This is a genomic window from Caldanaerobius polysaccharolyticus DSM 13641 (genome assembly GCF_000427425.1).
Lineage (GTDB): Bacteria > Bacillota > Thermoanaerobacteria > Thermoanaerobacterales > Caldanaerobiaceae > Caldanaerobius > Caldanaerobius polysaccharolyticus.
Genome location: NZ_KE386494.1, coordinates 916,227 through 928,423 on the forward strand (window position 1 = coordinate 916,227; position 12,197 = coordinate 928,423).

At 44.4% G+C, this 12,197-nt stretch carries 14 protein-coding genes, 2 tRNA genes and 1 other RNA gene; 4 read left to right on the forward strand and 13 right to left on the reverse strand.

The features are described from left to right. Window positions 1–185: 185 nt before the first annotated feature. The 4 genes from CALPO_RS0105345 (at window position 186) to CALPO_RS0105360 (ending at window position 4,900) form a co-directional block, all read left to right on the forward strand. Window positions 186–1,652, forward strand: coding sequence for a rhamnulokinase (locus tag CALPO_RS0105345; protein ID WP_281172740.1), 1,467 nt, complete (start codon window positions 186–188; stop codon window positions 1,650–1,652). A gap of 13 nt (window positions 1,653–1,665) precedes the next feature. After that, entirely contained in the window at window positions 1,666–2,880 is a 1,215-nt protein-coding gene (rhaI, locus tag CALPO_RS0105350; RefSeq protein ID WP_026486412.1) for an L-rhamnose isomerase, read from the forward strand. Window positions 2,881–3,006: 126 nt separating this feature from the next. Continuing rightward, window positions 3,007–3,735, forward strand: a complete 729-nt coding sequence (locus tag CALPO_RS0105355) for an ABC transporter ATP-binding protein (protein WP_026486413.1) — start codon at window positions 3,007–3,009, stop codon at window positions 3,733–3,735. Next, window positions 3,728–4,900 (forward strand): ABC transporter permease, encoded by a 1,173-nt coding sequence (locus CALPO_RS0105360; protein ID WP_026486414.1) that lies wholly within the window; start codon window positions 3,728–3,730, stop codon window positions 4,898–4,900. Before CALPO_RS0105355 ends, CALPO_RS0105360 begins: the two co-directional genes overlap by 8 nt. 25 nt (window positions 4,901–4,925) lie before the next feature. On the opposite strand, the gene CALPO_RS0105365 is transcribed toward CALPO_RS0105360, so the two are convergent. The 13 genes from CALPO_RS0105365 to CALPO_RS14610 all read right to left on the reverse strand — a co-directional run. Next, complete coding sequence (locus CALPO_RS0105365; protein ID WP_026486415.1) at window positions 4,926–5,198, reverse strand: DUF1657 domain-containing protein; 273 nt, start codon at window positions 5,196–5,198, stop codon at window positions 4,926–4,928. Window positions 5,199–5,279: 81 nt separating this feature from the next. Further along, window positions 5,280–5,555, reverse strand: coding sequence for a pro-sigmaK processing inhibitor BofA family protein (locus CALPO_RS0105370; protein WP_026486416.1), 276 nt, complete (start codon window positions 5,553–5,555; stop codon window positions 5,280–5,282). Further along, complete coding sequence (locus CALPO_RS13320) at window positions 5,552–5,860, reverse strand: DUF2508 family protein (RefSeq protein ID WP_218915146.1); 309 nt, start codon at window positions 5,858–5,860, stop codon at window positions 5,552–5,554. Before CALPO_RS13320 ends, CALPO_RS0105370 begins: the two co-directional genes overlap by 4 nt. A gap of 99 nt (window positions 5,861–5,959) precedes the next feature. Continuing rightward, entirely contained in the window at window positions 5,960–7,126 is a 1,167-nt protein-coding gene (locus CALPO_RS0105380; RefSeq protein ID WP_026486417.1) for an HD-GYP domain-containing protein, read from the reverse strand. Window positions 7,127–7,128: 2 nt separating this feature from the next. Continuing rightward, window positions 7,129–7,728, reverse strand: a complete 600-nt coding sequence (gene recR / locus CALPO_RS0105385) for a recombination mediator RecR (RefSeq protein WP_026486418.1) — start codon at window positions 7,726–7,728, stop codon at window positions 7,129–7,131. A gap of 4 nt (window positions 7,729–7,732) precedes the next feature. Next, window positions 7,733–8,068, reverse strand: a complete 336-nt coding sequence (locus CALPO_RS0105390) for a YbaB/EbfC family nucleoid-associated protein (protein WP_026486419.1) — start codon at window positions 8,066–8,068, stop codon at window positions 7,733–7,735. A 70-nt stretch (window positions 8,069–8,138) separates the two neighbouring features. After that, complete coding sequence (dnaX, locus tag CALPO_RS0105395; RefSeq protein ID WP_026486420.1) at window positions 8,139–9,656, reverse strand: DNA polymerase III subunit gamma/tau; 1,518 nt, start codon at window positions 9,654–9,656, stop codon at window positions 8,139–8,141. Window positions 9,657–9,671: 15 nt separating this feature from the next. Next, window positions 9,672–10,832, reverse strand: coding sequence for a geranylgeranyl reductase family protein (locus CALPO_RS0105400; RefSeq protein ID WP_026486421.1), 1,161 nt, complete (start codon window positions 10,830–10,832; stop codon window positions 9,672–9,674). A gap of 115 nt (window positions 10,833–10,947) precedes the next feature. After that, an RNA gene (gene ffs / locus CALPO_RS14410) (signal recognition particle sRNA large type) lies at window positions 10,948–11,213 on the reverse strand. Window positions 11,214–11,224: 11 nt separating this feature from the next. Beyond that, window positions 11,225–11,315: transfer RNA gene (locus tag CALPO_RS0105405), tRNA-Ser, on the reverse strand. Between the two features lie 19 nt (window positions 11,316–11,334). Beyond that, window positions 11,335–11,421 (reverse strand) — tRNA-Ser (locus CALPO_RS0105410). Window positions 11,422–11,444: 23 nt separating this feature from the next. Continuing rightward, the gene (gene tadA / locus CALPO_RS0105415) at window positions 11,445–11,900 is read right to left on the reverse strand and encodes a tRNA adenosine(34) deaminase TadA (RefSeq protein ID WP_281172729.1); all 456 of its coding nucleotides are present in this window, start codon (window positions 11,898–11,900) and stop codon (window positions 11,445–11,447) included. Window positions 11,901–11,947: 47 nt separating this feature from the next. Beyond that, a partial coding sequence (locus tag CALPO_RS14610) for a hypothetical protein (protein WP_456059072.1) occupies window positions 11,948–12,197 on the reverse strand: 250 nt, incomplete at its 5' end.

Genomic DNA, 12,197 nt, shown 5'->3' on the forward strand with positions numbered 1-12,197 from the left:
TTAAAATTCCTATCGCAAGTCTAGTATACCATAAACTTATGCCAAATGTTATAACTTGTAAGACCTTGACAACAAAAAAATCTAATGATATAATGAAGAAAAACAAAAATAAACACAGACAAACAAAGATAAACAAAAATGTTTAGGGGGGAATCAAAATTAGCACTGATCTTAAACTCTTAGCAATAGATTTCGGCGCCAATAGCGGGAGAGGTATCTTAGGTACATTTGACGGGTACAAACTTTCTATAGAGGAAATACACAGGTTTTCCAATGATCCTGTTCGCCTACCTGATGGGCTGCATTGGGACGTTTTAAGGCTATTCCATGAGATCAAACAGGCTATTTTAAAGTGCTCATCCAGAACTGACAGAAATATAGAGGCAATAGGGGTAGATACGTGGGGAGTAGATTTCGGCCTTTTAAGTTCTTCAGGAGAGCTTCTGGGCAATCCTTATCATTATCGCGACGAGAGAACTCAAGGCATGATAAATGAGGCGGGCAAAAGAATAGATAGGTTAAAGCTGTATTCCATTACAGGCAATCAATTTCAACCCTTTAACACCATATACCAGTTACTCTCCATGGTCATAAATCGTTCTCCCATTTTAGAGAAGGCTAAAACCATGCTGCTCCTGCCTGACCTGTTTAATTATTTCCTGACAGGAGAAAAAGCCAGTGAGTTTACCATAGTGACCACAACTCAGCTATACGACGTCCACGCCAGCGATTGGGCGTGGAACATCATAGACGCCATGTGCATACCTAGGCACATATTTACAGAAATCAAGCCCGCGGGTCAAATAAGGGGCAAATTGATACCATCGCTGGCTTCAGAGCTGTTTATAAAAGAGATACCGGTGGTATCAGTAGCTTCCCACGATACCGGCTCTGCGGTGGCAGCAGTGCCCTACTCCAAAAAAAATGCTGCTTTTCTCAGCAGCGGTACGTGGTCTTTAATAGGCGTAGAGGTGGAAAAGCCCGTCATAAGCCCCAAAGCTTTGGAATACAATCTCACCAACGAAGGGTGTGCAGGGGGTACTTTCAGGCTACTCAAAAACATCGCAGGGCTGTGGATCTTCCAGGAATGCAAGCGCTTCTGGGATAAACAAGGTCCTGTGCAAAGCTACGATGAGCTGGAGGAAAAAGCAAAGTCTGCCCAACCGTTTAAAGCGTTTATCGATCCAGATGACCCTATGTTCTACAGCCCCGGCAACATGCCGGAAAAAATAGTTCAATACTGCAAGCTAACAGGGCAAAATGCGCCTCAAAACAAAGGAGAAATCGTCCGCTGTATTTTAGAAAGCCTGGCATTAAAATACCGGTTAGCCATAGAGCAATTAGAAGAAGTCTCAGGTATAAGGTTAGAAACCATACACGTGGTAGGCGGAGGAACAAAAGACGCTATGTTATGCCAGTACACTGCCAATGCCACCCAGAGGCAGGTAATAGCAGGACCTGTAGAGGCTACTGCCATAGGTAATCTACTGGTCCAGGCCATGGCTTTAGGGCATATAAATAGCATAAATGAAGCCAGAGAAGTGGTAAAAAACTCATTTGCTACACAAGAATACACGCCTCAGGACGCAACCCAATGGAATGAAGCGTACGACAGGTACGTACAGTTTTTAAAGAAAAAAAGCAAAAAATAAAGGGGTGTCAGGGATGTCAGAGGAGTACAGGATATGGGAGCAAAAGCAGCAAGACCGCGGTATAGACGTAAAGTGGGTTAAAGAACGCCTGAAAGAATTTAAAGTGGAAACACCTTCATGGGGATACGGCGACTCAGGTACCCGATTCAAGACGTTTAAACAGGCCGGCGTGCCCAGAAATCTCTTTGAAAAGCTGGAAGATGCCGCTCAGGTAAATAAGTACACGGGCATGTGCCCCACCGTAGCCATACACATTCCATGGGATAAGGAAGACGATTATTCCAAAGTGGTAGAGTACGCCTCTCATCTGGGGTTGAAGATAGGCGCAGTAAACCCCAATCTGTTCCAGGACGACGATTATAAATTTGGCAGCATCACCAATGTGCGCCCAGAAGTTCGGCGAAAGGCTATCGACCACATGCTGGAATGCATTGACATAGCAAAGCAGGTAGGCTCAAAAATAATAAGCCTTTGGCTGGCTGACGGCACCAATTATCCCGGTCAGGGCGATTTTCGAGCTCGCAAGCAATGGATTCAGGAATCTCTACAGGAGATATACGATAAACTGGGAGAGGACATGCGCCTGCTCATCGAATACAAATGCTTTGAACCGGGCTTTTACCACACCGATATAGCTGACTGGGGGATGTCCTACGCCTTTGCGTCAAAACTAGGTCCAAAAGCTCAGGTGCTGGTAGACCTGGGCCATCACCTGCAGGGCACCAACGTGGAGCACATAGTAGCGTTTTTGCTGGACGAGGGAAAGATCGGCGGATTTCATTTTAACAACAGAAAGTACGCTGATGATGACCTAATAGTGGGTTCCATAAACCCCTACGAGCTATTCCTCATATTCAATGAACTGGTAGCCGGAAGCCTTGACAGCAAAACAGCGCCTACCGCCGCTAACATCGCCTATATGATCGACCAGAGCCATTGCATCGAACCCAAAATACCCGCCATGATACGATCTGTCCTTAATATACAGACAGCTTACGCCAAAGCCCTGCTGGTAAACCGCAAACAGCTAAGAGAAGCGCAAAAAGCCAATGACGTCATGGCAGCAGAAGCGGCCGTGAGGGAAGCTTTTGAAATAGACGTAAAGCCGCTTTTGGAACAAGTAAGGCTGGAGATGGGGTTAGACCCAGATCCATTAAAAGCGTACCTAGAAAGCGGATATGGCGAGAAGATACTCTCCAGGGGAACTGGCGGCAAGGGCTGGCAATAAACGACGGCTCTGAAATAAAAAAGCTTTCTGAAGCATAGCTATCGCCTTCAGAAAGCTTTTTTATTGACACGAATAACTTATTATAGTAATATATACTCAAATTTGTCCCGGAGGAGGGGGAGTTTTTTGATCTCAATCCAAAACCTCACAAAGCGATTTGGCAACACCATTGCCGTCAATGCTATCTCTTTTGAAATCCACGATGGAGAAATCTTTGGCCTCTTAGGGGAAAACGGAGCGGGCAAAACCACCACTATGAGGATGCTGGCTACCATGCTCAAACCCACCTCAGGTACTGCTAAAATCAACGGCTACGACATCGTAAGCCAACCCTTTGAAGTGAGAAAACGAATCGGCATCCTTTTTGGCGGAGAAGCAGGGCTTTACGACAGGTTAACTGCCAGAGAAAATATCGCCTACTTCGCTGAGCTAAACGGGATGCAACCTGATAAAATCCATAAAAGAATAGACGAATTGGCAGAGATACTGGACATGAAGGACTTTTTAGACAAGAGGGTAGGAAAGTTCTCCAAAGGCATGAAGCAAAAGGTAACTATTGCTCGGTCTATCGTCCACAATCCTGATGTGATGCTATTAGATGAACCCAGCATAGGACTTGACGTTACCAGCACCCGTATGCTCCACGACTTTATATATAGCTGCAAACAACAGGGCAAATCCGTGGTATATTCAAGCCATATAATGAGCGAAATCGAAAAACTGTGCGACAGGTTAGCGATCATACACAAAGGTGCGCTGATGACGGTGTGTACCATTCATGAATTAAAGAACAAATACCAAAGCGACAACCTGGAAGAAATATTTATAAAAGTGGTAGGTGGCAACAATGAATAAAGCGTTGACGGTTTTTAAAAAAGAAATAAAAGACGCTTTCAGAGACAGGCGCACACTTATATCCAGCATATTGATACCAACACTGCTGATACCTGTTCTCTTTTTAATCATGGGCAATAGCATATCAGGAGTCCAAAATTCTATAAAACAGCAGGGCTTTAAGATTTCTTTTCAGGGCAAAAACACGTATCTGGAGCAATTCCTATCAAAGCAACCCGATATAAAGATAGTAACTTCTGATAATCCACTAAAATTGCTGCAAGACGGCAAAATACAGGCAATTATCAGGGTGCCTGATGATTTTAACAGAAACATCGACCAAGGCAAACAGTCTAAAATCACCGTGCTTTACGATCAAAGCAGTTCAAAATCCTCTATGGGGTTATCTTCTCTCACCAGGGCTATTGACGCGTTTTCTAAAAGCGTCGCGCAGCAGCGCCTATACTCTAAAGGCATAGATCCCCGCCTAATATATCCCTTGGTTACTGAAGTGACCGATGTGGCAGCTAAGAAAAACGGGCAGGGAGCTTTCGTGCTCTCCTTTATCATACCTTTATTTTTAATGATGTGGCCTGCCATCGGAGCCATGGTCTCAGCAGCTGACAGCGGAGCCGGAGAAAAGGAAAGGGGTACGCTGGAACCTCTCCTGGCGACCCAGGTAAATAGAACAGCAATAGCCATAGGCAAATGGATGTCTATTTCCGTCGCTTCATTAACAGGGGCAATAGCATTTACCATCGGGTTTTTCATAAGCCTTAAAATAAATCCTGCGGCTTTTGGCGGCAAAATACAAATTTCTCCGTCATCGGCAGTCGTCATGGTCATAATGGGCATAATGGTATCGCTGATGTACAGCGCTGTCATACTGGCCCTAAGCCTTTTCGCCCGCAATACCAAAGAAGCCAATACCTATATGAGCCCTATAAACTTCATAGCAATGGTGCCGGCATATCTGACTTTCTTTACCGATATAAAGACCATACCTTTCTGGCAATACGCCATACCTTTTTACAATATCGTACTAGTCCTTAAAGAATCCCTGTTAGGCACCATAGATCCAATTCACATAGGACTGGCGGTATTGTGGACCTTTGTGCTCATCTCGCTGGCCCTTTATATTACTGTCAGGATGTTCAACAACGAAAAGGTAGTATTTAGAAATTAAAGGAGGTGGCAAATCCCACCTCCGATTAGTCCTTTAAAATGTTGTTCTTAATCTGAGCTTTGGCCTGTTGCTGTTGTTGGTATTGCTGAGCCGACTGCGCCTGATTCAAGTCATTCTTCTGGTTTAGATAGCTAAGCCTGTTGTTGAGCATGTCTATATGCCTCTGCATATCCTGCTCCATCTGTTTAAACATCTGCTTTGCCATGGGATCCTCGGTCTTATTTCCAAAATCTGCATAGTTAGCTAAAGCTGATTGTGCTGCTATTCTCGCTTTTTCTAAATCGCTTTTAACTGTCATAAGGCATACCTCCATTGATTTATTAACTGCTGCATTACTTATTATGTTCACTCAGCATCCAAATAACACTGTCAGTTGCTGTTACAAGAGCATCTTTTTCAATAATACCATCATCGCAATTCCAGGAACACCAAGCAACCCAGCAACAACGGCTGTTACAGGATTTAACGCAATACTCAATCCTGTAAAGGATCCAAACACGTTGAGTATATAGAGTAATATTCCACCTATAATGGTATTAAATATTAATTTTAACAAAATTTTTATTGGCACTATCAAAACCCAACCCAATAAAAACAATATGCCAAGGCCTAGTATGTAACCAAATATAGTATTAAATTCAATCCCCAAGTTCACATTATCATCTCCTTGCCCGCCTCATCTTCCCCATCTTTTGGCGACAGATTGATGCCCTGCAATTGAGCGCATTTTAAGAGGTAGATATATTTTTTCCGGGCCGCCTCCATCTGGAATATGGCATGGTCTACTAAATCCGGATCTGACACCGTTTCAAAATATTTTTCAGCAATCTTCATTTCTTGCCGGGCTTTTTCCACAATTTCAATATACGCTTGTCTTTCATCTTCCACTTTATCTTTGTTCTGGCTGCTGATCATTGAAGCAAACGCTGCCATAATGCTGCGGACAAATCTATTATACATATAAGGTCCTCCCTAAAAAATATTTTACATGTCAATTATTAACCACGGGAGCCTTATTTATACTTATGCCGCAGGCATAAAACTTATGATCAGCATAGCTCACCCTATGTCTGCAAACAAATCCAGCACCTCAGAATCAATCTTGCCTCTTTTTGCGCTCTGCTTTAATATCTCCATGGCTTGGCGATGACTCAAACCTTTCCTGTAAGGTCTGTTCTCGGTAAGGGCGGTATACATATCGCAGATAGCCAACAGCCGATCGTAAAATGTCAGCTGATCCCCTCCCAATCGCTCAGGATAACCGCTATAGTCTAACTTCTCATGGTGATTGCCAGCCCATTGAGCTATATCCTCAAACCCATCGATCTGATTTAAAATCACCTTGGTAAAATAGGGGTGAGACTTTATCACATAAAATTCGTAATCGCTTAAATTATCCGCTTTTTCCAGTATCTCATTGGGTACTCCCAGCTTACCCAAATCATGGAGCAATGCCGCTATATATATTTTACTACTAGTCAATTGATCAATGTCGCATTTTTTGCAAATATCCATCGCGATCCTGGCCAGCGTTTTGGAGTGATTATAAGTAAACCGACTTTTAGTATCTATTATACCAGCAAATACCTCTGCGATATTTATCAAATCCTGGGTGTCCAGATAAACCACGTTATTAAAAACCACATCAGGGCGGGTGTATACCTCGTCAAAATGAATCATATCCAGCCAAAATTTATCAGCTTCCATGAGGCGCAAAAGGACAGAAACCACTTCAGGGTCAAACATCTTTCCGCTGTTATGTTCAAGCCATTCCATAAGATGGCTTATCTGCCCGTAATAATCCTTAAACCTGTCAAACCTTATATCAAATTGGTCTACAGCGTAAATAATCCTGGACTCCAGCGGTATCTGGTTGCCACTCCTTTTAAATCCGCCGCTGCCATCCCAGTTTTCGTGATGATACCTGATTATACCAGATATTTTATCCCCTGTAGGTAAGCCTTTGACGATTTCACTGCCTTTTTCAGCGTGGAGCATAGCCAGATCAGACCTGAAATGCTGTTCGGCAACCGCATTGCTCATCCCTATATCGTGGAGCAAACCAGCGTAATAAATTTGCGACATTTTTTCTCTGTCGAGACCTATCTTTTCGCTTACCTTAAGAGATAAAAACGCTACCCTGCGGCCGTGGCCGTAGGGCACATTTTCTGCCAGATCCAGTGCCAGCGAAAGCGCAGAAAATACGTGATCAAGAGCTATTTTCATAATTATAACATCTCCCTGCGGCCTTCCAATGCCCTTACAAGGGTAACCTCATCAGCGTACTCCAAATCTCCTCCCACAGGTATTCCGTGAGCAATGCGCGTAACCTTTATCCCTAATGGCCTAATTAACCGTGATATATACATAGCCGTGGCTTCCCCTTCTACGTCAGGATTAGTAGCAATTATGACCTCCTTGACGCCTTCATTGCAACGGCCCAAAAGCTCCTTAATTTTAAGCTGATCCGGCCCAATGCCATCCATCGGAGAGATAACCCCGTGCAGGACATGATAAAGGCCTTTATAATTCTTAGTCTTTTCCATAGCCACTACATCCCTGGGATCTTCTACAACGCAAATCGTGCTTTTATCCCTTTCAGTGTCTGAACATATATTGCAGACGTCTTTATCAGTGATGTTCATGCATACGGAACAATACTTGATTTTATCCTTTGCTTCAACTATAGCTCTAGCCAAAGATTCCGCGTACTCTTTAGGCGAATTTATAAGGTAAAAAGCCAGACGCTGAGCTGTCTTAGGCCCCACGCCTGGCAACTTACCCAGCTCTTCTATCAACCTGGCTATAGGAGGTGCGTAATAGTTCATTGAATCACCTTATCCCCGGAAAGCCAGGTATATTTAACCCGGCCGTTATCTTCCCCATCTCACTGGATACCATCTCATCGGCTTTTCTCAACGCCTCATTTACCGCAGCCAAAACCAGGTCCTGAAGCATCTCTATATCCTCTGTTGCCGATTCGTCAATCTTAATCTCCACCAGTTCTTTTTTCCCATTAGCCACAGCTACCACCGCTCCGCCACCAGCTGAAGCTTCTACCGTTTTATCTTTTACCTCTTCCTGCAGCTTTTGGATTTCCTGCTGCATCTTCTGTACCTGCTTTAACACATTATTCATGTTGCCCATACCTGGAAAACCTTTTGGCATAATAACATCCTCCAATCTAATTTATTCCTTTATTATCTTGACCTTATCTTTACCAAAATAAGACACGATTTCACTCACCATTTTTTTTTTCTACATCCTGAATTTCTCCTATTTTTTTTACCTCAGGGCGAAACATCATTTCCGACCCGCAAATCTTCTTTATAAGATCTTCTATGAAAGCGACATTCTCTGCCTTTCTTAGCGCATCTCTGAAAATAGGCTTATCCACCTCTACAACCAGCACGCCGTTTTCATACCTGGGAACGGCGTTTTTAAGAAAAACGTAAAGCGCCATCTTTTCTCTTTTAACCTCTTCAAGTAGCAGCGGCCATACTCTCTTCACATCGCATCCGTTGTCAAAAGTCTCTACGCTTTGAGGCTCGCGCTTACTGACTTCTCTCTGGGGTTCACTCTGGGATATTGCCGACGGGACAGCAGCATGGTCGATCTTTACACCTCTCTGCTCCAGCTTTTCTATTCTATCCAGTATGCCAGCTATATCATCATCAGCCTCTGGCTGACACAGCCTCACGATGGCTATCTCTAACATAACCCTGGGCAATGCCGCCCACTTAACCTGGTTAGCACATTCATTTAATATCTGAATGCACCTTATCAATCTATTCTCGCTATAGCTTTTCACCTGTTCTTTTATCTCATCTTTTAGGTAACTAGCATACTCTTCCGTTCCCTCGCCTGATATCCTGGCCATAAGCAAATTCCTGTAATGCCTGATGACTTCATCTAATAGCTGCACAGCGTCTCTCCCTAAGGCGTAGAATCCGTCTACAATCCTCAAAGCCTCTGCGGTATCATAGTTCAGCACGGCTTTAGAGAACCTCAGGAGTACCTCGTCATCCAGCACGCCCAGGACCTCTAGCGCATCATCATGGGTAACCACATCGCCACAGTAAGATATACACTTGTCCAGCAAGCTCAACGCATCCCTGACAGCTCCATCAGCTTTTGACACGATCAACCTTAAAGCCATATCGTCGATCTTTACTTTTACCTTTCCTGCTATGGACTTTAGGTGCGCTATCATATCCTGATCAGATATGCGCCTGAAATCAAAGCGCTGACACCGCGATAAAATAGTAGCAGGTATTTTTTGCGGGTCAGTGGTGGCCAGTATAAAAATCGCATGAGCAGGTGGCTCCTCTAAGGTCTTTAAAAAGGCGTTGAAAGCCGACGTCGACAGCATATGGACTTCGTCGATAATGTAAAGTTTATACCTGCCCATTGCAGGGGGGTAGATGACATTATCCCTTAAATCCCTGATATTATCCACGCTGTTATTGGAGGCGGCATCTATTTCGTACACGTCCATAAACGTACCTTCGTCTATAGCCTTACAGTTATCACAGACCCCGCAGGGATCACCGTCTACACTATCGCTGCAATTGACGGCTTTGGCAAAAATTCTGGCAACACTGGTTTTACCCGTACCCCTTGTGCCGCAAAACAAATAGGCGTGGGATAAGCTGCCTGTTATTATCTGGTTTTTTAGTGTCCTCACCACATGCTCCTGTCCTACGACTTGCGAAAAATTGCCAGGCCTGAATTTCCTGTAAAGTGCCGTATACATTTATATCATCTCCGATTAAATTTCAGAACTTCTTCCGAGCCCTTTGAATTTGCTCAACCCTATCGCACGCTGGACAATCCTGAAAGGCATATGCTTGTAGCTATCGTTTCCCTTCACCAGATCAGCAAAATAATCCATGATGTACGGATGTCTTTTTAGCATAGAAAACACCCGATCAAAATCCCTATAACATATACCAGCTATAAAAGATGCCACTCTTATATCCCCTATTAATTCTTTCTTTACATACGAAACATATCTTTTCAACCTCTCAGGATTATCGTGTAACAGCGCCTGCGCCACACATCTGCCAGCCACTATACCGCTCTTTATGGCGTAATATATGCCTTCACCTGTAAAGGGATCTGTGAGCATAGCCGCATCCCCTACCAGAAGTATCCTCCCTATTAAAAGGGTGTTAAAGCTGCCGTCATTTAAAGCAATAGGATGCCCCTTTAAAGTAGCAATGGCACGGGGGTGTATCCCTTCCCTTTCCATAAACCTATGCAAAGAATGCCTTAAATTATTCCCTTTCGCTGTAAAAGTACCTATACCCACCGACAGACTATCGGATTTGGGGAAAACCCATGCATAACCTCCTCTAATAGCCGAAAAATCCACTTTCACACAACCTCTGTATCGATTTAAAACGTCGTCGCCTACAAATACCTCGGCTTCCAGAGCTATGCCGTATCGCTTTTTCAACCCCAATTTTTTACCTACCACACTGAATACTCCATCTGCCGCTATAAGGTACTTGCCTATGTACGCAGCATTTCTCGTAACAACCTTAACGCCATTCTCTTGCTGTGCCACATCTATGACTTCCTCACCTTGACGCAATTCTACCCCTGCTTGCTGCGCCTCTTGTACTAACCGGGTATCAAATAATTCTCTTTTAACCATGTAGATCCAAGGGTCTTCAGACTCCAAAACTATCGACTCGCTAAATCCGTTGGTAAAAACCATCTTATATGTCCTGTCCTCTACTATGTCAGAAATGTCCACATCTATGAGGTCATAGCACTTTTTAGTCAATCCTCCCCCACAGGCTTTATAGCGGGGCAATACAGCTTTTTCAACCAGCAATACCTTATACCCCTCTGATGCCAAAACCCTAGCGGCAGTAGACCCTGCCGGACCAGCACCGCATACTATTGCATCGTAGGCAGGCATAACAACACTTCCTCATATGTAATTGTCAGATATTATTATAAATTAAAACCTGTTACCGTGCAAATAAAAAGTAAAATAAAAAAAGTCCCTTTTCGGAACTCTTTTGTTTATTGGGCCATGCACCGGGTTTCGACGTAAACCCTCCGAGCGGAACCTTTACAGTTAACTCAGACCAAGCTACCCTGCGGCACACGCAAGTGTCCACTTACCGTTGCTTCCTCCCGGACCTGGCGGGGTTCATGGATTTGCGTTGCGCAGGACCCAATCCTCATCGCCACTTGTAAAAGTCAGACCTCACAGGGTCTAGCCTCAACCCCGGAATTCGATCCTGCTGAGGCGGATTGCAGGTACAGGGCACCGCCAACTCCCCATCTAGCATGGCCCAGATTTAGCGGAGAGAGCGGGATTTGAACCCGCGGTACGCCTTTTCAGACGTACACTCGATTTCCAATCGAGCGCCTTCGACCACTCAGCCATCTCTCCATTATTTATTACAGCATAGCGGAGAGAGTGAGATTCGAACTCACGGGACACATAAGTGTCCACTCGCTTTCGAGGCGAGCGCTTTCGACCACTCAGCCATCTCTCCGTGCTAACGTGCTCTACTTATTGTTATTTTATTCGCTTTTTCTTGAAAAACTCCTTAAGTAAATAACTACATTCCTGAGCCTTTATACCCCTTACGACCTCCACCCGGTGATTTAACCTGTTATCCTGAACCACGTTCATCAAGCTGCCACATGCACCGGATTTGGGGTCGTCTGCTCCTATAAACAGCCTCCTAACCCTAGCCATCACAATAGCCCCTGCACACATGGGACATGGCTCCAACGTCACGTACATATCGCAATCGCTCAAGCGCCAGCTCCCAAGATGGGCGCTGGCATCTTGTATCGCTAAAATCTCCCCATGAGCGGTGGCATCTCTTCTCTTTTCCTTTTCATTATGGCCTCTGCCTACGATAACGCCGTCTTTTACTACTACAACGCCTACCGGAACCTCATCCATTTCCTGCGCTTTTATAGCTTCGGCTATCGCTTCATCCATATAAAATTCGTGATCCGTCACACCTATACCACCAACGTGATTTATTTTAACATACGCTATCCGTTTTGTCAACACAGTTCCAGCTCTACCACTGTATCAATGTCATCAGGTAGCCCGGACCCAGCCAAATTCAAAAAGGCGTCGTCTTTATAGTCTGTCGCATTCCAAGGCTCACTGATATCCACCTCTGATCCGTCACACAGCAACCGAGCTCTTTTGACCTTGCCTTTAAGCCCTCGCAAATTAATAGGACCTATACCCCTGTCAAATATATGGGCATATAGCTTGTTGCCTTTTTTGGTGTACCTGCCCCATTCT

Excerpts from the sequence above, each read along its gene's own strand:
- rhaI (WP_026486412.1), top strand. The coding sequence starts at position 1,666 with ATGTCAGAGGAGTACAGGATATGGGAGCAAAAGCAGCAAGACCGCGGT.
- CALPO_RS0105360 (WP_026486414.1), top strand. The coding sequence starts at position 3,728 with ATGAATAAAGCGTTGACGGTTTTTAAAAAAGAAATAAAAGACGCTTTC.
- CALPO_RS0105365 (WP_026486415.1), bottom strand. The coding sequence starts at position 5,198 with ATGACAGTTAAAAGCGATTTAGAAAAAGCGAGAATAGCAGCACAATCA.
- CALPO_RS13320 (WP_218915146.1), bottom strand. The coding sequence starts at position 5,860 with ATGTATAATAGATTTGTCCGCAGCATTATGGCAGCGTTTGCTTCAATG.
- CALPO_RS0105380 (WP_026486417.1), bottom strand. The coding sequence starts at position 7,126 with ATGAAAATAGCTCTTGATCACGTATTTTCTGCGCTTTCGCTGGCACTG.
- recR (WP_026486418.1), bottom strand. The coding sequence starts at position 7,728 with ATGAACTATTACGCACCTCCTATAGCCAGGTTGATAGAAGAGCTGGGT.
- CALPO_RS0105390 (WP_026486419.1), bottom strand. The coding sequence starts at position 8,068 with ATGCCAAAAGGTTTTCCAGGTATGGGCAACATGAATAATGTGTTAAAG.
- dnaX (WP_026486420.1), bottom strand. The coding sequence starts at position 9,656 with ATGTATACGGCACTTTACAGGAAATTCAGGCCTGGCAATTTTTCGCAA.
- CALPO_RS0105400 (WP_026486421.1), bottom strand. The coding sequence starts at position 10,832 with ATGCCTGCCTACGATGCAATAGTATGCGGTGCTGGTCCGGCAGGGTCT.